This is a genomic window from Kitasatospora cheerisanensis KCTC 2395, from assembly GCF_000696185.1.
Taxonomy (GTDB): Bacteria; Actinomycetota; Actinomycetes; order Streptomycetales; family Streptomycetaceae; genus Kitasatospora; species Kitasatospora cheerisanensis.
The window spans coordinates 5,713,531-5,734,143 of record NZ_KK853997.1; the positions used below are offsets into that span (position 1 = coordinate 5,713,531).

At 75.0% G+C, this 20,613-nt stretch carries 17 protein-coding genes and 1 pseudogene; 3 read left to right on the forward strand and 15 right to left on the reverse strand.

Annotated features, from left to right (window positions below):
• Window positions 1-149 precede the first annotated feature (149 nt).
• The 4 genes from KCH_RS25840 to KCH_RS25855 form a co-directional block, all read right to left on the reverse strand.
• Window positions 150-1,262 (reverse strand): FHA domain-containing protein, encoded by a 1,113-nt coding sequence (locus KCH_RS25840; RefSeq protein ID WP_051653449.1) that lies wholly within the window; start codon window positions 1,260-1,262, stop codon window positions 150-152.
• Window positions 1,263-1,614: 352 nt separating this feature from the next.
• Window positions 1,615-2,943, reverse strand: coding sequence for a vWA domain-containing protein (locus tag KCH_RS25845; protein ID WP_035866917.1), 1,329 nt, complete (start codon window positions 2,941-2,943; stop codon window positions 1,615-1,617).
• Between the two features lie 32 nt (window positions 2,944-2,975).
• Window positions 2,976-4,091, reverse strand: coding sequence for a protein phosphatase 2C domain-containing protein (locus KCH_RS25850; protein WP_063750182.1), 1,116 nt, complete (start codon window positions 4,089-4,091; stop codon window positions 2,976-2,978).
• Window positions 4,092-4,093: 2 nt separating this feature from the next.
• Window positions 4,094-6,148, reverse strand: coding sequence for a serine/threonine-protein kinase (locus tag KCH_RS25855; RefSeq protein ID WP_425268823.1), 2,055 nt, complete (start codon window positions 6,146-6,148; stop codon window positions 4,094-4,096).
• Between KCH_RS25855 and KCH_RS47345 the strand changes: the two genes are divergently transcribed.
• Window positions 6,120-6,323, forward strand: a complete 204-nt coding sequence (locus KCH_RS47345; protein ID WP_425268824.1) for a hypothetical protein — start codon at window positions 6,120-6,122, stop codon at window positions 6,321-6,323. The two genes, KCH_RS25855 and KCH_RS47345, sit on opposite strands and share 29 nt — an antisense overlap.
• Window positions 6,324-6,424: 101 nt before the next feature.
• On the forward strand, window positions 6,425-6,616 hold the full coding sequence (locus KCH_RS25860; protein WP_035866918.1) for a hypothetical protein: 192 nt from the start codon (window positions 6,425-6,427) through the stop codon (window positions 6,614-6,616).
• Window positions 6,617-6,661: 45 nt separating this feature from the next.
• Here KCH_RS25860 and KCH_RS47350 read toward each other — a convergent pair.
• From KCH_RS47350 to KCH_RS25875, 3 genes and pseudogenes are all read right to left on the reverse strand, one after another.
• A pseudogene (locus tag KCH_RS47350) lies at window positions 6,662-7,989 on the reverse strand (hypothetical protein).
• A gap of 155 nt (window positions 7,990-8,144) precedes the next feature.
• Window positions 8,145-9,062 (reverse strand): glutamate ABC transporter substrate-binding protein, encoded by a 918-nt coding sequence (locus tag KCH_RS25870; RefSeq protein ID WP_084223920.1) that lies wholly within the window; start codon window positions 9,060-9,062, stop codon window positions 8,145-8,147.
• Window positions 9,063-9,075: 13 nt separating this feature from the next.
• Window positions 9,076-10,362 carry a hypothetical protein gene (locus tag KCH_RS25875; protein ID WP_035866920.1) on the reverse strand — a complete coding sequence of 429 codons (1,287 nt, stop codon included), beginning with the start codon at window positions 10,360-10,362 and terminating at the stop codon, window positions 9,076-9,078.
• 250 nt (window positions 10,363-10,612) lie between these two features.
• Here KCH_RS25875 and KCH_RS25880 point away from each other — a divergent pair, with 250 nt between their 5' ends.
• Complete coding sequence (locus tag KCH_RS25880) at window positions 10,613-11,185, forward strand: nucleosidase (protein ID WP_035866921.1); 573 nt, start codon at window positions 10,613-10,615, stop codon at window positions 11,183-11,185.
• A 58-nt stretch (window positions 11,186-11,243) separates the two neighbouring features.
• Here KCH_RS25880 and KCH_RS25885 read toward each other — a convergent pair whose 3' ends face one another.
• The 8 genes from KCH_RS25885 to KCH_RS25920 form a co-directional block, all read right to left on the reverse strand.
• Window positions 11,244-11,705, reverse strand: coding sequence for a hypothetical protein (locus KCH_RS25885; RefSeq protein ID WP_051653451.1), 462 nt, complete (start codon window positions 11,703-11,705; stop codon window positions 11,244-11,246).
• 479 nt (window positions 11,706-12,184) lie between these two features.
• Window positions 12,185-13,255 (reverse strand): MerR family transcriptional regulator, encoded by a 1,071-nt coding sequence (locus KCH_RS25890; RefSeq protein WP_035866923.1) that lies wholly within the window; start codon window positions 13,253-13,255, stop codon window positions 12,185-12,187.
• A 180-nt stretch (window positions 13,256-13,435) separates the two neighbouring features.
• The gene (locus tag KCH_RS25895; protein ID WP_035866925.1) at window positions 13,436-14,455 is read right to left on the reverse strand and encodes an N-acetylglucosamine kinase; all 1,020 of its coding nucleotides are present in this window, start codon (window positions 14,453-14,455) and stop codon (window positions 13,436-13,438) included.
• A gap of 75 nt (window positions 14,456-14,530) precedes the next feature.
• Window positions 14,531-15,811, reverse strand: a complete 1,281-nt coding sequence (locus KCH_RS25900) for a 6-phospho-beta-glucosidase (RefSeq protein WP_035873682.1) — start codon at window positions 15,809-15,811, stop codon at window positions 14,531-14,533.
• Between the two features lie 8 nt (window positions 15,812-15,819).
• The gene (locus tag KCH_RS25905) at window positions 15,820-16,713 is read right to left on the reverse strand and encodes a carbohydrate ABC transporter permease (RefSeq protein ID WP_051653452.1); all 894 of its coding nucleotides are present in this window, start codon (window positions 16,711-16,713) and stop codon (window positions 15,820-15,822) included.
• Window positions 16,713-17,669: a carbohydrate ABC transporter permease gene (locus tag KCH_RS25910; protein ID WP_035866927.1), complete on the reverse strand. Its 957-nt coding sequence runs from the start codon at window positions 17,667-17,669 to the stop codon at window positions 16,713-16,715. Before KCH_RS25910 ends, KCH_RS25905 begins: the two co-directional genes overlap by 1 nt.
• A gap of 10 nt (window positions 17,670-17,679) precedes the next feature.
• Window positions 17,680-19,041: an ABC transporter substrate-binding protein gene (locus KCH_RS25915; protein WP_035866930.1), complete on the reverse strand. Its 1,362-nt coding sequence runs from the start codon at window positions 19,039-19,041 to the stop codon at window positions 17,680-17,682.
• Between the two features lie 106 nt (window positions 19,042-19,147).
• Window positions 19,148-20,338 carry an ROK family transcriptional regulator gene (locus KCH_RS25920; protein ID WP_051653453.1) on the reverse strand — a complete coding sequence of 397 codons (1,191 nt, stop codon included), beginning with the start codon at window positions 20,336-20,338 and terminating at the stop codon, window positions 19,148-19,150.
• Window positions 20,339-20,613: the final 275 nt, after the last annotated feature.

Sequence of the window (20,613 nt, forward strand, 5' to 3'; positions counted from 1 at the left end):
GGGGTGCACGCGCCCTCACGAGCGCATTTGTATGAATTTTGCTTGTTCGGTGACGGTCCGGTGGCCGCACCCCGCCGGCAGGGAGATCAACTGCCCTGCCGGCGGGGAGCGGTGACACTACGTCAGCGCACGAACCGGATGACGGTCCGTCAGGCCCGGTGCACCGTGATGGTGGTCCAGGCGCCGACGTGGATGCGGTCGCCGTCGCTCAGCGGGACCGCAGTGTGCGGCGGCAGGGTGTCCGCGCCGCCGTTGAGGGTGGTGCCGTTGGTGGAGTCCTGGTCGACCACCACCCAGCTGCCGTCCGGCTGCTCGGCCAGCAGCGCGTGCTGGTGCGAGGCGCCCGGGTCCTCCGGGGACACCGACAGGTCGATCTCCGGCACGGTGCCGCGCTGCTGACTGCGCCGCCCGATCCGCAGCTGGCCGCGCCCGGTCAGCGGGACCCGCCGCTCCGGGGTGTACGGCGGGAAGTACAGGCCGGCCGCCTCCGGGCCGCTGCGGGTCATCATGTCGGTGAAGTAGTCGTGGTCGGCGGCCACCACGGCGAACCAGGTGGCGCGCTGCGGCGGCGCGGCCGGCGGCTGCCCCTGCCCCTGGCCCTGCTGCCCGGGCGGGGTCAGCCGGAACGAGGTGCCGTAGTCGTCGCCGCCCTGCTGCTGGTGCCCCTGCTGCGGGCCCGACGGCTCGGCGTACACCGGGCCGGTGCGCTCGTAGTCGCCGTCCGGGAAGGCCGCCGGCGGGCGCTTGTCGAACGAGGACGGGGCCGGCGGGGCGGCCGGCGCGCCCGGTGCGGACGGGTAGCCGGCCGGCGGCGCGGCCTGGCCCGGCGCGGGCTGCTGGTAGCCGGGCCGCTCGTACGGCGACTGCGGCTCGAACGGCTGCTGCGGACGCTCGTACGGCGCCTGCCGGTCGAAGCCGCCGGGCGCGGGCGCGGCCGGCTCGAAGGCGGACGGCTCGAAACCGGCGGGCGCGGCCGGCGGCTGCGGGGACGGCGGCGGGAAGCCGTAGCCGTGCTGCGCGGACTGCGGCGGCTGCGGGGCGCGGCCCGGCTCGGGGTGGCCGTGCGGAGCGCCGGCGGGCTGCGGCTGGTGCCCGGCCGGGGCGGGACCGCCCGGCGGGCGGGCCGAGGTGGCCAGGTTGTAGTCGTAGCCGCACTCCTCGCAGTACCGGCCGGTCTGCGGGGTGCGGCAGATCGGGCAGGTGGCGGGCGGCGCGGCGGGGGCCTGCGGCGGGGCGCCGTACGGGCCGGGGGAGCCGGGCATGCCGGGGGCGCCGGCGGCGGGGCCGGTGGGCGTGCCGCCGGGCGGGGTGGCGGGCCGGCGGGGCTCGAAGTAGCCGCCGCCCCCGGCCGGGGTGCCGGACGGCGGGGTGCCGCCCGGGCCGGCCGGCGGGTACCCGCCGTACGGGGCCTGCGGGGCCTGCGGGGCGGCGGGCGCGGCGGGCCGCCGGGCTGGGCCGGGCGGCCGGGAAGCCGGGGATGGCCAGGCCGGGCGGCGGGGTCATCGGGAACCCGCAGTAGTCGCACCAGTCCTCGGCCTGCGACTCGTGTCCCCTAGGGCAGATCGGCATCAGGTCCCCCACATTTCGGCAGGATCGGTCCGGCGGCTGTCCGGCTCACTTCTTCACGCGCACGGTCTTGGTCGATCGGGTCTCGAGTGTCATCGAGTCGGCCTCGCTCACGTTCTTACGGAACCGAACGGTACCCTCCCTCGCGTCGACCACGTCCACCACCTTCCGCAGCAGCTTGAGGGTCCCCTCGTTGCCGCCGGCGTGGGCGAGGCGGACGGCGGCGCCCAGCTTCGCGGTGGCGCGGTCCAGGTCGCCCGCCCGGTGGGCCTCCAGGCCGTCGCGGATGGAGTCGGCGAGTTCGGCCTGGCCGGTGTAGTGCGCGACCTGGGCGTTGATCCGGGTCGAGGAGGCCAGGTCGTCGGTCCACACGGCGCGCACCAGGCCCTGGCCGAGCACCTCGGCGGTGCCGTCGGGCTGCGGCAGCACCAGGCTGATCCGGGCCGCCAGCATCTCGTTGCCGACGGCGGCGGCCGGGACCTCCACGCACACGTGGTAGTCGCGGGACTCGTCGCCCCAGGACCCGGTCGGGTAGTCCCCGGCCCGGGTTCCCGCCTCGGTGCGGCGGTCGGAGAGGTCCTCGACGGCGGGCGCGACCTGCTTGACGAACTTCACCCGGGCGTTGGCGGGCGTCCACACCCGCAGCGCCACGTCGGCGACCTGCTTGCCCATGGCGGCGGCCATCATGGCGCGGAAGTCGTCGGCCAGGCCGGACGGTTCGGCGACGATGTCGACGGTGCCGAGCAGCGCGGAGGAGATCTTCCGCAGTTCGGCGACCTCCCAGTCGGTGCCGACGCCGCGGCAGTCGGCGGTGAAGGCGCCGGTCGCCGCGTCCAGGGCGCGCTGCAGGTCGGCGGGCTGCTCGTGCTCGTTGCGGCCGTCGGTGAGCAGCACGGCGTGCCGGATCGAGGCCTGCGGGTGCGAGTCGAACAGCTGCCGGGCCTTGGTGATCCAGGTGCCGATGGCGGTGCCGCCGGCCGGCTTGAGGCGGCGCAGCGCCTCCTTGGCGTGGCCGCGGGTGTAGGTGTCGACGACGGCGAGGCGGCCGTTGCCGGGGAAGACGTCCACGGCCTCGTGGGTGCCGGCCACCACGGCGAACGCGACGCCCTCGCGCAGGGTGTCGATGGCGGCGGCGGTGGCCTCGCGGGCGTGCCGCATCTTGGTGCCGGGGTGCTCCATCGAGCCGGAGCAGTCGATCACCAGCACCACGGCGGCGCCCGGCCCGGCCGCGGAGAGCGGCCGTCCGCCGGAGGTGCCGCCGCCGGTCGCGGTGACGGTGACGATCGCGTTGACCTCCCGGGCGCCCTGGGCGAGGTACTCGTTCTGGAAGACGTCGACGTCGAATCTGGGCGCGCCGGGCTTGGACAACGAGGCCATGCGGTGGGCTCCTGTCGGAGAGTCGGAAGAGGTCAGTTCCCGGCCGGTTCGACGGCCCGGCGCAGCGGCACGGTGGCGTCCGGGTCGGCGGCGCGCGGCAGCGGGACGTCGAGCAGGGTGGCGTCGTGGACGGCCGGCGCGGTGGGCGGGTCGATCGGCAGCACCGCGACGGTGATGTTGTCGTGCCCGCCGCGTTCGACGGCGAACCGCACCAGCGCGCGGGCCGCGGCCAGCGGTTCGGCGCGGGCGTCGGCGCGGACGAAGAACGCCAGGTCGGTGGCGGCCTCGGCGTAGTTCCACAGGCCGTCGGTGCAGATCAGCAGCACGCCGGGGACGTGCGGGGTGAAGCTGACGGTGTGCGGGTCCAGCTCCTCGGCGTCGGCGCCGAGCCAGCCGGTGATGGCGTGGGCGCGCGGGTCGGCGTACGCCTCGGCCTCGTCCATCAGCTCGGCGGCGACCATCCGGGCCGCCCAGGAGTCGTCCTCGGTGAGGCGGTACGGCTCGGCGGACTCGCGGTCGTCCGGGATCCAGTAGGCGCGGGTGTCGCCGACCCAGCCGATGGTGACCAGGCCGCCGGTGCTGACCGCGCTGACGTAGGTGCAGGCGGGCGCGTTGTTGTGGCGGCCCGGCTCGGCGGGGGTGCCGTCGTGGGCGAGCGCGGTGACGGCCCGGTTGGCGGCGCCGATCGCCTCGTGCATGGCCTGCCCGGGGTCGCGGCCGGCGGCCAGCGCGCCGAGCAGCGAGTCGGTGGCGGCGCCGACGGCGGTGGCGGACGCCTCGTCGGGGCGGGCCGAGGAGGAGACGCCGTCGCAGACCACGGCGACCACGGCGGGCGTGCCGTCGGGGCCCTCGGTGGCGGCGACTCCGAACGCGTCCTCGTTGCGGTGGTGGCGCAGGCCGCGGTCGGAGACCGCGGCGACGCCGGTCACCTCGTGCTCCTGGTGGTCGCGCTCGCGGGGCTGGGCGTGCCCGCAGCGCTGGCACCAGCCGTCGGCGAGCTCGGTGGAGCCGCAGTTCGGGCAGCTGGGCACGACCGGCAGGTCGCGCAGGGTCGGCGGCCCGGTCAGGGCAGTGCCGCAGGCCCCGCAGAAGGCGTCCTGGGGCCCCAGCGGTTCGGCACAGGTCGGGCACTCGGTCTGCTGCGGCATGTTCACACCCACGTCCGGGGGCGGGCCCGGTTGGCCCGTTCCACCCACTCGATCCTCTTCTCGGCGCGGTCGGTCAACCGCGCCAACACCCGGTAGGAGTGTTCCAGGGCGAGCCGCAGTTCCCGTTCCGCGGCGGGATGTCCCAGCACGCTGAGCGTGGCGGGCTTCCCGGCGGCCCCGGCGAGCACCCAGGAGAGCGCCGTCTCCAGCACTTCGACGGCGAGTTCCTCGCGCCGCCGGGCGTCCAGCGAGAGCGCCGTCAGCTGGGCGGAGCTGTCGGCGAGTTCGCCCGCCAGCGGGTCGGTGGCGGCGCGGCCGCGCAGCCGGGCGCGGACCGCGCCGATCCGGGCCGCGGTGTGGTGCGTGGAGCTCTCCGGCACGGACAGCAGCGCGGCGACCGCGCCCGGCCGGTCGTCGGCCAGCAGCCGGACCCGGGCCAGGCCGAACGCGGCGCCGACGAACGACCGGTCGGTGCCACCGACCAGCGCGTAGTGGGCGGCGGCGTCCTCGGCGTCGCCGAGCAGCTCGGCGCAGACCGCGAGCGCCAGCTTGGGCGCGGCCTCGCCCGGGAAGGCGTCGTACACGGCGTCGAAGGACTCGGCCGCGGCCTCGGCCCGGCCCGCGGCGAGCGCGGCCAGCGCCCGGTACCAGACCACCCGCCAGTCGCCGGGGTGCTGCTCCTCCAGCGCGGCCAGCGCCTGGGCGGCGGTGTCGTCGTCGGCGAGCTCCAGATGGGCGCGGACCACCCGCAGGCGCAGCTCGGGGGAGTCGGCGCCGGCCGCGCGCAGCGCGGTGAGCGCCTCGGCGGGGTCGGTGGCGGGCAGCGCGGACAGGAAGCCCGCGTTCGGGTCGGACGGGTCGACCAGCGGCGCGGGCAGGGCCAGCGCGGCGGCCCGCGGGTCCGGCGGCTGCCCGCCGAACTCGGGGTCGACGACGCGCAGTTCCGGGCCGAACAGGGTGGAGACGGCGGGCCGCGCCCGGCCGTCCTGGAGGCTGAGCACCTCGCGCAGCACGCCGGTGAGCTGGCCGGCCATCTCCTCGGCGGAGGCGAACCGGCGGGCCGGGTCGGGGTCGGTGGCGCGCAGCAGGAAGCGGTGGAAGGACTCGTAGCGGGCGAACACCTCGACCTCGTCCGGGCCGGGGAGTTCGTGCCGGCGGCGGTCGGTCCAGCCGTGGAAGTCGAAGGTCAGCACGGCCAGCGTGCGGCCCACCGTGTACAGGTCGGAGGCGGGGGAGGGCCCGTCGGTGGCGATCTCCGGCGCCTGGTAGCCGACGGTGCCGTAGATCGGCCCGTCGTCGTCGTGCCGGCGGACGGCGCCCAGGTCGATCAGCTTGAGCGTGTCGTCCGACTGGATCACGTTGTCCAGCTTGAAGTCGCAGTACACCAGCCCGCGGGCGTGCAGGTAGCCGAGCGCGGGCAGCGCCTCCAGCGCGTACGCGATGGCCTGCTCGACCGGCATCGGCGCCCGGCGCCCGTCGGGCGTGCGGCGCTCGCCCGCGATGTCCTTCAGCGACTTGCCGCCGACGTACTCCATCACGATGTAGCCGTCGGCGGTGGTGGTGCGGGCGTCGGGGTGCTCGACGAAGTTGATGATCCGGACGATGTTCGGATGGTCGACCTCGGCCAGGAAGCGCCGCTCGGCGATCGCCACCGCCAGCGCGTCCTCGTCGCCGGTGTCCAGCAGGCCCTTCAGCACCACCCAGCGGTCGTTGACCCGGCGGTCCACCGCCAGGTAGATCCAGCCGAGGCCGCCGTGCGCCAGACAGCCCATCACCTCGTACTGGCCGCCGACCAGATCGCCGCGCACCAACTTCGGGGTGAACGAGTACGGGGTGCCGCACTTGGTGCAGAAACCCTCCGGGCGGCCCGGGACGCCGTTCTTCTCGCGGCCCACCGGGTGGTCGCAGCGCGAGCAGAACCGCTTGCTCTCCGGCACCTGGGGGTCCGTCAGCACCGCCTTCGACGGGTCCGCGGCCGGCACCGGCGGCACCGCGACCAGACCGGCGCCCAGGTTGCCGCGCCGGCCGGTGCCGCTGCTGCCCCGGGAGCTGCGCACCGAGACCGACCGGCCCGAGGAGGTCCGGGAGGAGCGCAGCGAACGCGAACGCCCCGAGGAGGTCCGGGCCGGGCCGGACCACGCGGAGGTCGACGCCGGGGCCGAGACGGGCGCCGAGACGGCGGCCGAGGCGGAGGTGACGGGTTCGGCGGCCAGCCCGCAGTCGTCGCAGTAGCCGTCGGGGTCGATGGTGCCGCCGCAGTCGGTGCGCCCGCACGGCTCGCCGGGGCGGGGGCGGGGGCTGCGGCCTTGCGCGGGGCCGGGACGGAGACGCCGGTGGCCGGGGCGAGGCCGCATTCGCCGCAGAAGCCGTCCTCGTCGATCTCCCCGTCGCAGCCGGGGCGGCCGCAGGGCCGGGCGGCGGTCGCGGACGGGCTCTGGGCGCCGGTGCCGCCCACGGTGCTCGCGGCGCCGGTCGTGCCCGTGGTGCTGGTGCCGGCCGGGGCGAGGCCGCACTCGGTGCAGTAGCCGTCCGGGTCGATCTCGCCGTCGCAGTCCGGACGGGCGCACGCCTCAGCCATCGGTCTCCTCCCCCTGGGCCGGGTCCTCGGTCTGTGCTGGTTCGGGTTGTCGTTCCGGGGCGCGCAGCGCGCGCTGGAAGCGGGCCACGGCCTCGGCGCCGGCCCGCAGGTCGCACGGGGCGCTCCAGAGCAGCCAGCGGGCCTTCTCGAAGCGTTCGACCACCTCGGGGTCCTCGGCGAGGCCGAGCCGGGCGGCCATCGCCTTGTACGCCTCCAGCCGGCCGCGCAGTTCGGCGCGGACGGCGAGCGGCTGGGCGACCTCGGTGAGCGCCTGCCGGGCCCGGCCGAGTTCCTTGGCGGCGGCGTTCTCCAGGGCGTCCAGCAGCGGGCCGAGGCGGTGCCACTGGCCGGTCTGCTGGAAGTCGACGGCCTGCGCGATGGCCTCGCGCAGCGCGGCGGGCGGGCGCGGGACGGCGGGCACCTCGGTGGCGGCGATCTTCGCCAGCACCTCGCCGCGGGCCCGGCGTGCCTCGGCGAGCGTCAGGTCGGCGCGCTGGAGCAGGTCGGCGACCTGCTGGAGGCGCTCGTGGGACTCGTCGCGCAGCCGCAGCAGCCCCTCCAGCTCGACCCGGACGTCGTCCAGGGCGCGGCCCATCCGGTCGTAGCCGCTGGTGTCGACGGCGCCGGCGGGGAGGACCAGGCGGCGGCCTCAGAGCCGCGGCCGGCCTGTGCGGGCACCCGGGCGGGCCGCCACAGGGCGAGCGGGTCGGCGACCACCTCGGACCGCAGGGCCGTCAACCGGTCGGCGAGTTCGGCGAGTTCGTCGGCCAGCGGGTGGCTGCCGGGGCGGACGCCGACGGAGAGGGCGAGCATCTGCACCCGGCCGAGTTCGGCGAGCAGCAGGTCGATCCGGGCGGGCAGCGCCGACCAGACCGCGTCGACGGCGCTGACCACCTCGACCACGACGGCGTACCAGCCGTTCATCCGCTCCAGCAGTTCGGCGAGCGTGACCCGCTCCACCAGCCGGGCGGGCGAGCCGAGTTGGCCGGCCGCCTCGGGGAGCCGGCCGCCGGACACGGTGACGGCGCGGCCGGAGAGCAGTTCGCCGAGCTCGGCGAGTTCGGCGGCGGTGGGCCGGGTGCGGCGGGAGCGCACCGCGCGGGCCGAGGCCAGCGCCTCCGCGTAGCGGTCGAACAGCGCCCACAGCAGGGCCACGCCGCCCTCGGCGACCGCCCAGCGCTCCCGGGTGCGCCCGGTCAGTTCGGCGCCGGTCAGCAGCCGCAGCCCGGGGTGGTCCTGGAGTGCCAGCAGCGCCGCCTCGATCGCGTCGCGTTCGGCGCCCAGCCGGGCGAGCGCGCGGTCGACCTCCTCACGGTTCATCACCGGGCGGGTTCCTCCGGCCATCGCGGTTCCTCCTCTCGGCCACGCTCGTGGTGACGGGGCGTCGGCCCCGGGACGGGGCCGGGCGGCGGCCCGTCGGCGGCAAGTCTCCCCGACGCCCGGCGCGGGGCGGACGGCGGTCCCCCGCCGGGCGGTCACGGCAGGTACGGGTCGGGGGCCCCCATGGTGTCGCGCAGCCAGGTGTCGTACGAGGCGCGCCAGCCGCCGCCGGAGCGCCAGTCGGCCAGCACCTGGTTGACCCAGGCGATCAGGTCGGTGTCGTTCTGGTTCATCGCGACGCCCATGAACGCGGGCAGGAACGGCTCGCCGACGAGTTCCACCATCGGGTCCTGGGCGACCTGCGCGGCGGCCAGCTCACTGTCCGTCAGGGTGGCTTCCACCTCGCCGAGTTGCATCCGCACCAGGCAGTCCAGCTGGTTCTCCAGGGCGACCACCGAGACGGTGCCGTGCGGGTTGCGCTTCAGCTCGGCCTCCGAGGAGGAGGTCTGCGCGACGCACGCCCGCTTGCCCTTCAGCGCCTCGTCCAGGGTCCTGGCGTGGGCGGCCTTCGGCGCCACCACCCGCTGGGCGACCCGGAAGTACGGGACGGAGAAGGCGATCTCCTTCTTGCGTTCGCAGGTGATGCTCATGGTGCGGGTGATCAGGTCGACCTCGCCGTTCTTCACCGCCTCGACCCGGCGGGCGGTGGGCACGGTCTTCAGGGTGACCTTGTCGGGGTCGCCGAGCACCGACTTGGCGATGGCGTGCGCCAGGTCGATGTCGAAGCCCTCGATCCGGCCGGTCTGCGGGTTGCGGAAGCCCCAGTGGTAGCTGTTCTGGTCGACGCCGACCACCAGGGTGCCGCGCTCGCGGATCTTGGCGATCTTCGCGCCGGCCGACTGGCGGGGCGGCAGCGAGTCCGTCGGGTCGCAGGTGTCCGCCGGGGCCTGTGGCGCCGCCTGCGGCGCGGCGAGCGGGGCGGCTCCGCCCGCGCCGTCGGCGCTGCCGGTGCCGAGCAGTCCGGCGGCCAGCACCGTGACCGCCACCAGGATCCTTGACCTTGCCGTGCGCATCCTCGTCCCCCTCCTACCGGTACTCGGCCAGTCGGCGGCCGATGCCGCGCAGGGCGGCGGCCGCGGCCAGTGCGGACAGCACGCCGGCGGCCACCGCCTGCCCGGCGAGCACCCCGTCCACGCCGCCCGTGGCGCGGGCGAACGCGTCCCGCTCGGCCTGCGCGGCGAGCGCCCACCCGGCGTCGGCGGCGCGGAACGCGGCGTCCGCGGTGGCGTCGGTGCCGCGCGGCGTCAGCGTGGCCCGCAGCGCGGCCTCGTAGTCGCCGGCCGAGTCCTTCGCGGCGGCGTCCTTGTGCCGCTCCTGCCACTGGCGGTAGGCGCTCTCGGCGTCGGCCAGCGGGCCCTTCGCCGGCTCCGGTCCGCCGGCCAGCAGCCGGCTGACCGAGCCGGGCGAGCGCGGGCTCTCGTCGAGCTGCTTGGCCAGGTCGTCCCACTGCTTGGCGTACTTGGTGCTGGCGCCGCGGGCCACCAGGTTGAGGTTCTCCGCGGTGTGCGCCTGCAGCGCCTCGATCCGCACCCGGTCCAGGTCGCGCAGCGGGCCGGTGCCGCCGAGGCGCCCGTCCGCCAGGTCGCCGGAGGCGGTCGCGGTTCCCGCCAGCAGCCACACCACGGCGGTCAGCACCGCGAGCGAGGCGCCCAGCAGGCCCGGGTTGAACACCCGGTTGGTGCGCCGGAACAGCAGCACCTGGTAGCGGCCCAGCGCGGCCAGCGCGAGGACGCCGAGGGCCAGCGCCGTCCACGGGACCGCCCCGGCGGTGCGGTAGTCGGCGTCCAGGCCGGCCGATTCGGCGTCGGCCAGCTTCTGCGCCTCCGGCAGGACGGTGCCCTGCATCAGGTCGGAGGCGTACCGCAGGTAGGCGCCGCCGAGCGGCAGGCCCTGCCGGTTGATCGCCCGCGCGGTCTCCACCAGGCCCGCGTAGCGCGGAAGTTGGCGGTTGAGCTCGGTCAGCGAGTGCTGCGCCCCGGCCGAGCCGCCGCTGCGGCCGGCCGCCTCGGCGAGCAGCCGGGAGGCGGTGTCCAGGTCGTCCTGGTAGCGGGCGCGGACCTCGGCGGGCTCCTCGCCGGCCAGCAGGAACCCGGCGGCGGCGGTCGCGTCGGCGTCCGCCAGCCGGCGGTAGATCTCGGCGGCGTCCTGGCTGAGCGGGCCGCTGCCCGTCACCACCTGCCCGGCCGCCCGGGAGCGGTGCGCGGACTGCCACACCGCGACCGCGCCGAACAGCAGCACCAGGGCTGCCAGTACCGCGCCCGCCGCGCGCAGCCGCCCCGGCGGGGTGGCCGCCGCCCGGCGCAGCCGCGCCACCGGCCCGGTCCGCGGGCCGCGGCCGGTGCGACCGCGCCCGCCTGCGCCTGTGCCACTGCCGGTGCTGCCACCGTCCGCCCTCCCCGTCCGACGTCCCCCGCCATCCCGCAGTATGGCGGCCCGCGCCGCCCATCACACCCGACTTGAGCGGGAGTTGATCTCTTCGTGCCCGTCCGGGGCACTCGGGTCCGCGCCCGCTGCGACGCCGGGGGCGGCCTCCGCGGTTCCGGTTCCTCGTAAGCTTTCGGTCATGCGCCTGATCGGAACCGTCACCCCCGACCGCCCCCTGCTCGTCCTCGCGCTGCCCGAGGAGGCCGCGCACCTGGACGCCGGACTGCCGGTGCTGCTGACCGGCATGGGGAAGGTCAACGCGGCGGCCGCGCTGGCCACCGTGCTGGCGGGCGGCGCGAAGCCGTCCGAGGTGGTCAACCTGGGCACCGCCGGGGCGCTGCGGCCCGGCCTGGCCGGCACCCACGAGATCGGCCGGGTGCTCCAGCACGACCTGGACACGGCGCTGCTGGAGCAGCTCACCGGCCGCCCGCTGGACGGCCCGATCGACCTCGGCGCGACCGGCCCGGTGCTCGCCACCGGCGACCGCTTCGTGTCCTCGGACGCGGACCGCGACCGGCTGGCCCGCACCGCCGACCTGGTCGACATGGAGGGCTACGCGCTCGCCACCGTCGCCCGCCGCGCGCAGCTGCCCGTCCGCCTGGTCAAGCACGTCAGCGACGGGGCCGGCGACGGCGCGGAGCTCAGCTGGCAGGCGTCGGTGGACGGCTGCGCCCGGCTGCTCGCCGAGTGGGCCGCCGCGCACCTGCGCTGACCGGCCGTCACGCGCCGAGGCGCCCGCCCGGACCCCGGGCGGGCGCCTCGGCGGCGGATCAGGCCTGGTACGGGTTGGCCACCGGCTGGGCCTGCGGCGGGACGGCCGGGCCGCCGCCGAACAGGCCGTTGACGAAGGTGTCCAGCTCGTTGCGCCAGTAGCGGCCGATGTTCAGCCGGGTCGGCTTCGGCTCGCCCGGGAACTGGAACTTCAGCGAGCTCCACAGGGTGGCCCGGTTGACGTCGGTGATCGCGGCGCGCGCCTGGTCCAGCGGGACGACGTGCACGAGCTCCTGCGGACGGTTGCTCATCCGGGAGGCGCGGTGCACCGTGACGACCCGGTGGGTCAGGGTGACGAAGTAGTACTTCACGAACAGCTGGCCGATCAGGCCGAGCTGGCTCATCAGCCACGGGCTCGGGCCCGAAATGGTGTGGAAGGTCACCACCGGGCGGTCGTTCGGCTCGATCGCGGCGATCGCCGCGGCGACCTGCTCCTGCATGGTGGACTTACGGATCGCCATCTGGCGTCGGCTCCCGGTCTCCCCGCGCACCCCCGTCGGACACGCTGTGAGTGCGCGACGCTAGCGGGCGCGGACCGTGCCGTTCAACGGACAGAACGGGGCATCCTGCGCACCGCGCCGAGATTTTCCCCAATCGAGATCCGTACCGGGAACTTGTCGGCCCGGTGACGTACCGTCACCTCCGCGGCGCGGTCCGGCACGGGGCGTCAGGCCCGGCGGGCCGTCGGAGGCGGCAGTGCGTTCGGCGAGCTTCCCGCCGACGGGCCGGGGCTGGTGCCGGGCCGCGGCGCCGGCAACGAACCCGGCCCCGCCCGCAGCCCGCAGCCCGTCGACGCCCGCCGGGCCGCCGGCTTCGGCCGCCGCTGTGCGAATGCCCTCGGCGAGCTGCCGGCCGTCCCCGTCGAACTGCTCCCCGGGCGGCCACACCGGGAACACCGGCCGCCCGCCCGGAGGGGATCCTCCTCCGCCCTGACGGCAGGTCAGGCCGCTGCGTCCGCCGTCACGTCCGCGATCGCGCAGGCGATGTTGTCCGGGCCGCCTGCCCGGTTGGCGAGGGCGATCAGCTGCTGCACCGCCTGCTCGGGCGCCGCGATGGTGCTCAGTGCGGTGTGCAGGGCGTCGTCGGAGACGCACCGGGACAGGCCGTCCGAGCAGAGCAGGTAGCGGTCGCCGGGGCGGGCGGTGTGCAGCGAGACGTCCGGACGGTTGTCGCCGGAGCCGGTCAACGCCCGTACCAGCAGGGTGCGTTGGGGGTGCGAGGCGGCCTCGGCGAGGGTCAGCCGGCCGTCGTCGACCATCGACTGGACCAGGGTGTGGTCGTGGGTGATCAGGAACAGCTCGCCGCCGCGCAGCAGGTACGCCCGGGAGTCGCCGATGTGCACCAGGGCGAGCTGCGCGTCCGACCAGAGCATCGCCGTCAGCGTCGTTCCGGTGTCCGGGAGTCCGGAGGCCGCGCCGACCCGGCCGTCGATCCGGGCCACCGCATCCTCCAGCACGTTCAGCAACTCCCCGGCGGGCAGCTCCAGTTCCTTCAGTGCCTCGATCGCGGCGGCGCTGGCCAGCCCGCCGCCGCCCTGCGGCCCCATGCCGTCGGCGACCGCGACCAGCCCGGCGCCCGCGTACGCGGCGTCGTCGTTGCGCTCGCGGACCAGGCCGGTGTCCGTGCGGGCGGCGTAGCGGATCCGCAGCGCGCCCGTGGGGGTGTCCGTCATGGTGGTGTCCTTCCCCGAGAGGTGATCGACGAGGAGGGCGGCGAGCTCCCGGCGGGCCTCGGTCTCGGCCCGCACCGACTCCCAGTAGCGGGCGACCTCCTCGGCCGCCCGGGCGGGTTCCAGGCCGAGCAGCAGCCGGATCCGGGCCAGCGGCATGCCGAGCCGGCGCAGCCACAGCACCAGCCGGGCCTGCTCCAACTGGCCGGGCGCGTACCGCCGGTAGCCGGTCGCCGGGTCCACCTCGGCGGGCCGCAGCAGCCCCAGTTCGTCGTACAGCCGCAGCGCCTTCGGCGACAGCCGGGCGGCCCGGGCGAACGCCCCGATGGTGAGCAGCTCCATTCCCGCCTCCTCGTGCCGGACCGGTGTCCGGCGCCACCGATGCTGGGCCTTCCCCGAAGGTGAAGGTCAAGTCCCGATCCTCGCACCGGGCCGGAACGCGGGACGCCGCCGGCGGGAGCGGGTGAGGGGTGCGGTCCCTCGGTGCTCCCGCCGGCGGCGGGTCTGCGGGGTGACGGCCGGTCAGGCCGCCATCGAGTGCGCGGTCGGGTACGCCTCGCGCAGGCGGCGGTGGACGGCGTCGTCCGCGCCGAGGTGGTCGAGGCCGAGCAGTGCCGCGCCGAGGACCGGCGGGGCGACCACGACCCGCGGCTCGGCGAGCGGCGCGGCGGCCGCCAGCCGGGCGGTCAGGTTGTCGAGCAGCAGCGGGTGCCGGGAGGCGAGCACGCCGCCGCCGAGGACCACCGGGACCGGCTGGTCGATCAGGTCGAGGCGGGTGAGCGCGATGGTCGCGAACCGGGTGATCTCGTCGGCCTGCCGGTCGACCAGGGACAGCGCGGTCGCGTCGCCGGCCTCGGCGGCGGCGAACAGCACCTGGGAGACCTCGTGCAGCCGGGCCCGGTCGAGCTGCCCGAGGTGCATCGCCTCGGCGACCGCGTTGGCCCCGGCCAGGCCGAAGTGCGCGCCGATCATGGGGGAGAGCAGGGTGGGACCGCCGCGGCCGTCCTCGGCCCGGGCGGCGTGCCACATGGAGGCCTCGGCGAGCCCGCCGCCGCCGCCCCAGTCGCCGGTGAGCCGGCCGAGCGCGGGCCAGCGGGCGGTGCGCCCGTCGGGCCGCAGGCCGACGCAGTTGGTGCCCGCGCCGCACACCACGGCCACGCCGAGCGGCCCGTCGGTGCCGGCCCGCAGCAGGCCGAAGGTGTCGTTGGCGACGTGCACCGACGGCGCCCAGCCGTGCGCGGTGATCGCCTCGTGCAGGCGCTGCTCCTCCACCGGCAGGTCGGCGTTGGCCAGGCAGGCGCTGACGTGGCTGGTCAGCGGCCGCCCGCCGGGCCGCAGCGGGACGCCGGCCTGCCGGGCGAGGTCCTCGACCAGCGGGGCGAGCGCGGCGACGGCGGCCTCGAAGCCGGTGTTCTGCGGCTGGAAGCCGCCGCCGCGGGCGGTGGCGAGGACCCGGCCGTCGGCGCCGACCAGGGCGAGGTCGGTCTTGCTGTTGCCGGCGTCCACGGCGAGGACGCCGGGCAGGTGTGCGGCGTGGCTCATCGGCCGGTCCCTCCGTGGTGGTGCCTGGTGGTGGTGCGGTGGAGCGTGCTCGGACGGGCTGTTCTCATGGGCGGGTCACGCCCAGCTCAGGTGGTCGCGGTTGTGGGCGAGCAGCCGGTCGGTGAGCTGCTCGGCGAGGTCCAGCTGGCCGACCAGCGGGTGGGCGAGCAGCGCGTCGAAGACCCGGTCGCGGCCGCCGCGCAGCGCCGCGTCCAGCGCCAGGTGCTCGTACGCGGTGACGTTGGCGATCAGGCCGGCGTACAGCGGCTCTACGGGGCGCTGCGGCAGCGGGCGGACGCCGGTGGCGTCGACCTCGGCGGGGACCTCGATCACCGCGTCGTCGGGCAGGAACGGCAGCACCCCGTCGTTGCGGGTGTTGACGACCTGGACGGTGGTGCGGCCGTCGGTGCCGAGCAGCGAGGCGATCAGCTGGACGGCGGCCTCGGAGTAGAACGCGCCGCCGCGCTTGCCGAGCAGCTCGGGCTTGGTGTCGAGTGCCGGGTCGGCGTACATCTCCAGCAGCTGCCGCTCGATGGCGGCGACCTCGGCGGCCCGCGAGCCCTTGACCTTGAGCTCCTCCACCACCAGGTCGTGCTGGTAGAAGTAGCGCAGGTAGTAGGACGGGACGACGCCGAGGCGGCGTATCACCGGCTCGGGCAGGTGCAGGTCGGCGGCGATCGCCGTGCCGTGCTCGGCGAGCAGCTGCGGCAGCACCTCGCGGCCGCCGGCGGCGCCCGGGGCGTCGAGCAGGGTGACGCCGCGCTCCCAGGTGAGGTGGTTGAGGCCGACGTGGTCGAGGCGGACCAGCTCGGGGTCGACGCCGAGGTGGGCGGCGAACTTGCGCTGGAAGCCGATCGCCACGTTGCACAGGCCGACGGCCTTGTGGCCGGCGGTCTGCAGGGCGCGGGTGACGATGCCGACCGGGTTGGTGAAGTCGACGATCCAGGCGTCCGGGTTGGTGCGGCGGACCTGCTCGGCGATGTCCAGCACCACGGGGACGGTGCGCAGCGCCTTGGCGAGGCCGCCGGCGCCGGTGGTCTCCTGGCCGACGCAGCCGCACTCCAGCGGCCAGGTCTCGTCCTGGTTGCGGGCCGCCTGCCCGCCGACCCGCAGCTGGAGCAGCACCGCGTCGGCGCCCTGCACGCCGGCGGCGACGTCGGTGGCGGTGGTGACGACGGCGCCGTGGCCCTGCTTGGCGAAGATCCGGCGGGCGAGTGCGGCGATCAGCTCCAGGCGTTCCACGGCCGGGTCGATCAGCACGAGTTCGCCGATCGGCAGGGTGTCGCGCAGCCGCGCGAACCCGTCGATCAACTCCGGCGTGTAGGTGGAACCGCCGCCGACGATTGCCAACTTCAGTGCGGACATCAGCCCTTGACCCCTGTCAGTGTGACGCCTTCGACGAAGGCGCGTTGCGCGAAGAAGAACAGAACGATCACCGGTGCCAGCACCAGCAGCGTGGCCGCCATGGTGAGGTTCCAGTTGGTGTGGTGGGAGCCCTTGAAGGACTCCAGGCCGTAACTCAGCGTCCAGGCGCCGGGGTTCTCGCTGGCGTAGATCTGCGGGCCGAAGTAGTCGTTCCAGCAGTAGAAGAACTGGAACAGCGCGACGGCGGCGACGGCGGGCTTCGCCATCGGCAGCACCACCCGCAGCAGGGTGCGCAGTTCGCCGCAGCCGTCGATCCGGGCGGCCTCGACGTACTCCTGGGGGATGGTCAGCAGGAACTGGCGCAGCAGGAAGATCGAGAACGCGTCCCCGAACGCCATCGGGATGATCAGCGGCCAGAGCGACCCGGTCAGGTGCAGCTGCTTGGCCCAGAACAGGTACATCGGGATCACCGTGACCTGAGGCGGCAGCATCATCATCGACACCACCGCCATCAGGGCCAGGTTGCGGCCCCGGAAGCGGAACTTGGCGAGCGCGTACGCCACCGGCAGGCTGGAGGCGACGGTCAGCGCGGTGCCGGCGGCGGCGTACAGCAGGGTGTTGCGCCACCAGGTGAGGAAGCCGGGGGTGTTCCAGACCTTGGCGAAGTTCGACCACTGCCAGTGGTGCGGCCACAGGTCGGAGGTGAGGGCCTGATGGTCCGTCATCACCGAGGTGAGGAAGACGAACACGAACGGCAGCACGAAGAACAGCGCGGCGGCGATCGCCAGGGCGTGCACGGCCACCCAGTGCAGGGCGGCCCTCCGGCGGGCGGTGCGGGTGGCGGCGGCGGCCGGGGCGGCGGCCTCGCGCGGCAGTGCGGGAGCGAGTGTCATCAGTCCTCCGCCAGGAAGCCGGACCTGCGGCGCAGCAGGAGCGAGGTGAACGCCATCGACAGCGCGAACAGGACCATCGCGACGACGCAGGCGGAGCCGTAGTCGTAGGTCTGGAAACCGAGCCGGTAGACCATCTGCGGCAGCGTCCAGGTCGACCCGGAGGGGTAGCCGGGCTCGAACTGCTGCCCGGAGCCGCCGATCACGCCGGAGGCGACCTTCCCGGCGACGATCGCCTGCGTGTAGTACTGCATGGTCTGGATCACGCCGGTGACCACGGCGAACATCACGATCGGCGAGATGTTCGGCAGGGTGACGTACCGGAAGCGCTGGAACGGCCCGGCGCCGTCGAGTTCGGCGGCCTCGTACTGCTCCTTGGGGACGTCCAGCAGCGCCGCCATGAAGATCACCATCAGGTCGCCGACGCCCCACAGGGCCAGCAGGGTCAGCGCCGGCTTCGACCAGGACGGGTCGGTGAACCAGCCCGGCTGCGGCAGGCCCAGCTCGCCCAGCAGGTGGTTGACCGGGCCGGTGCCCGGGTTCAGCAGGAAGGCGAACGCCATGGTGGCGGCCACCGGCGGGGCCAGGTACGGCAGGTAGAAGGCGGTGCGGAAGAACCCGGCGCCGGACTTCACCTTGGTGATCAGCATGCCGATGCCGAGGCCGAACACCACCCGCAGGCTGACCATCACCACGACCAGCCACAGGGTGTTGCCCAGGCCCTTCCAGAACGCCGGGTACTTGGTGAAGACGAAGTCCCAGTTCTGCAGGCCGGAGAAGACCGGCGGGGTGTACCCGTCGTAGCTCGTGACGGAGAAGTAGGCGGTCGACACCAGCGGGTACAGGAAGAAGAACCCGAACCCGATCAGCCAGGGGGACAGGAACGCCAGCGTCCTGGCCCGCTCCCGCCGGCGCTTGGACCGCAGCGCCGGCGGGACGGGGGAACTCACGAGTGCCATGGCGCGCCCGTCACTTCTTCGCCTGGGCGATCGCGTCGTCGATCTCCTTGGCGGTGGCGGTCAGCCCGGCCTTCAGGTCGGTCTGCTTGCCGGACTCGATCTCGAAGCTGAGGTTCTGCAGCGAGATCTGGTAGGCGCCGCCGTTGACGCTGGCCGGGGTGGTCGAGGAGTTCGGGTTGCGGGCGATGTCCAGGAAGGTCCGGAAGTTCGGGTCGACCTCCAGCTTCGGCGAGTCCAGCGCGGCCAGCGTGCTCGGCACGTTGTGGATGGCGTTGGCGAAGGACACCACCGCATCGGTGTCGGTGGTCAGGTACTTGACGAACTCCCAGGCGGCGGTGCGCTTCTTGGAGCCGTTGGCGACGCCGATGATGGTGCCGGTCTGGTAGCCGCGCCCGTAGGTGGAGGCGAGCTCGTCCGGCACCGGGAACGGCGCGGTCGCCCACTCGAAGGAGGGCTTGTCGTCGGCCAGCGCGGCGGTCCGCCACTCGCCGTCCATGCTCATCGCGACCTGCCCGGTGGTGAACGGGTTCTTGGAGCTGAACTCGTCGCCGAAGCCGGTGCGGTACTTCTCCAGCTTCTCGAACCCGCCGAGCCGGTCGACGAGCTGCTTCTGCCAGGTGAGCGCGGCCGTCACGGTCGGGTCGGTGGCCACGTTCGACTTCCCGTCCGGGCCGAAGTAGCCGGAGCCGTACTGGCCGAGCCAGTGCGCGATCGGCGTCTCGTAGCCGTGGTAGTTCGGCAGGAAGCCCAGCTGCTTGAACGAGTCGCCGTTCGGGATCGTCAGCTTGACGGCATCCTCGGCGAATTCGCTGAAGGTCTTCGGCGGGCCGCTGATCCCGGCGGCGGCGAACGCGGTCTTGTTCCAGTACAGGCCGTAGGCGTCGCCGAGCAGCGGCAGCGAGCACTGGTTGCCCTGGTACTGGCTGTACTTGAGCATCGCGGGCGGGAAGGTCTTCGCCGGGTCGATGCCGTCCTTCTGCATCAGCGGCCCGAGGTCCGCCCACACGTGCGAGGAGCAGAACTTGCCGACGTTGTCGGTGCTGAACGAGGACACCACGTCCGGCGCGCCCGGGCCGCCGGCCCGCAGCGCCTGCTCGCTCTTCTCGTCGGCGATGTCGCCCGTCACCTTGACGTGGATGTTCGGGTGCAGCTTCTCGAACGCGGCGATGTTGGCGTTGATCGCCTTCACCTCGTTGTCCTGGTTCCAGCCGTGCCAGAAGGTGATCGTCACGTCCTGCCCGTTCGCCGAGGCGTCCTCCCCGCCACCGGAGTCGGTGCCGGTGCAGGCGGAGGCCAGCACGGCCGTGCAGAGCGCGGCGGCGAGCGCGGCCAGCGGGCGGCGGGCGCGCGGGGAGCTGCGGGTGGTGTCCACGGGATTGCACTCCTGACGAGGGTCCGGGCGCAGGCCGGCCAGGCCCGGCGCCCATACGGGGGGAGGGGGAGCGGAACGTGCGGATCGGACGTGCGGGGAGAGCGGGTCAGTGCGTGCTGAACAGGGCGTCCCGGGTGGTCGCCAGCGCGCGTTGCAGCGCACCGGCCAGGACGGGCGAACCGGGCAGGGCGGACAGCCGGACCTCCGGCCGGGGGAGCGACATCCGGCCCAGCGCCTCCTGGACCAGCGCCCGCAGGCGCTCGCCGCCCGCGGTCGGCGTGCCGCCGGAGAGCACCACCAGCTCCGGGTCGACCACCGAGGCGATCACCGCCAGTCCGACCGCGAGGCGCTCGGCCAGCTCGGCGAGGAACGCCTCGCCGTCGGGCGCGGTCAGCGCCGCGGCCACCGCCTGCGCCGCGTCGGCGCCGCGCACGCCGTGCCGGCGGGCCAGCGCCAGCACCGCGGGCTCGCCCGCCAGGTCCTGGAAGCCGCCGGAGTGCTTGCGGCGGGCGCTCAGCGACACCGGCGCGCCGGGCACCGGCATGTAGCCGACCTCGCCCGCGCCGCCGGTGAAGCCGCGGTGCAGGCGGCCGGCGAGCACGATCGCCGCGCCGATGCCCTCCTCGGCCCACAGCAGCACGAAGTCCTCGCAGCCGGCCGCCGCGCCCACCGACTGCTCCGCCACCGCGGCCAGGTTCACGTCGTTCTCGATCGACACCGGCGCGCCGATCGCGGCCTCCAACTCCTGCGTCAGGCGCGGCGAGTGCCAGCCCGGCAGGTGCGAGGCGTAGCGCAGCTTGCCGGTCACCGGGTCGGGCGCGCCGCCGATCCCTATCACCGCCTCGCGCAGCGAGCCCGGCGGGAGCTGCGCGAGGCGGACCGTCTCGGCGACCGCCTCCGCGACCCGCTCCACCGTCGCCGCGGCCGGCCAGCCCTTGCAGGACACCTGGTGCTCGGCCAGCGTCACCCCGGTGATGTCGGCGACCGCGACCCGGACCGTGGTGCTGGTGACGTCCAGGCCCGCGACGTGGCCGGCCGCCGGATTCACCTGGTACAGCTGGGCGTTGGGCCCCGGCCCGCCCGCGGTGGTGCCCACCGGCACCACCAGCCCGGCCGCCTCCAGCCGGGCCAGCAGCTGGGACGCGGTCGGCTTCGACAGGCCGGTCAGGCTGCCGATCTGGGTGCGGGACAATGGGCCGTTGGCGAGCAGCAGCTCCAGCGCGGCCCGGTCGTTTATCGCCCGGAGCAGACTGGGCGTGCCGGCCAGCGGGGAACGGGAACTCTTCTGCGTGGTCACGGGCCCGATCCTCCTCTGGTGCGCCCTCGCGGCCAACTGTTAGGAAAGTTTCCAATCGCCGGGCCGCGATGTCAACGGTCGGATGCGTGTTCGTTACCGGCAGGCGAACGGCGGGTCGCCCGTCCGGCCCCGCCCCCGGTGGCTGAGGCTCCGTCAGGCCGGTTGTGCGGCAGGCTCGTTGTCTCGTTCGGGTGAAAACGGAGGGCGCTGTTCCGAAGGTCGGGCGGGACCGCTACCCTCCACCCATCGTGTGTGCCTTTCCGGGGGAGGGGCGC

Excerpts from the sequence above, each read along its gene's own strand:
- KCH_RS25885 (WP_051653451.1), bottom strand. The coding sequence starts at position 11,705 with ATGGCGATCCGTAAGTCCACCATGCAGGAGCAGGTCGCCGCGGCGATC.
- KCH_RS25845 (WP_035866917.1), bottom strand. The coding sequence starts at position 2,943 with ATGGCCTCGTTGTCCAAGCCCGGCGCGCCCAGATTCGACGTCGACGTC.
- KCH_RS25905 (WP_051653452.1), bottom strand. The coding sequence starts at position 16,713 with ATGACACTCGCTCCCGCACTGCCGCGCGAGGCCGCCGCCCCGGCCGCC.
- KCH_RS25895 (WP_035866925.1), bottom strand. The coding sequence starts at position 14,455 with ATGAGCCACGCCGCACACCTGCCCGGCGTCCTCGCCGTGGACGCCGGC.
- KCH_RS25890 (WP_035866923.1), bottom strand. The coding sequence starts at position 13,255 with ATGGAGCTGCTCACCATCGGGGCGTTCGCCCGGGCCGCCCGGCTGTCG.
- KCH_RS25850 (WP_063750182.1), bottom strand. The coding sequence starts at position 4,091 with ATGCCGCAGCAGACCGAGTGCCCGACCTGTGCCGAACCGCTGGGGCCC.
- KCH_RS25910 (WP_035866927.1), bottom strand. The coding sequence starts at position 17,669 with ATGGCACTCGTGAGTTCCCCCGTCCCGCCGGCGCTGCGGTCCAAGCGC.
- KCH_RS25880 (WP_035866921.1), top strand. The coding sequence starts at position 10,613 with ATGCGCCTGATCGGAACCGTCACCCCCGACCGCCCCCTGCTCGTCCTC.
- KCH_RS25870 (WP_084223920.1), bottom strand. The coding sequence starts at position 9,062 with ATGCGCACGGCAAGGTCAAGGATCCTGGTGGCGGTCACGGTGCTGGCC.
- KCH_RS25840 (WP_051653449.1), bottom strand. The coding sequence starts at position 1,262 with ATGCCCGGCTCCCCCGGCCCGTACGGCGCCCCGCCGCAGGCCCCCGCC.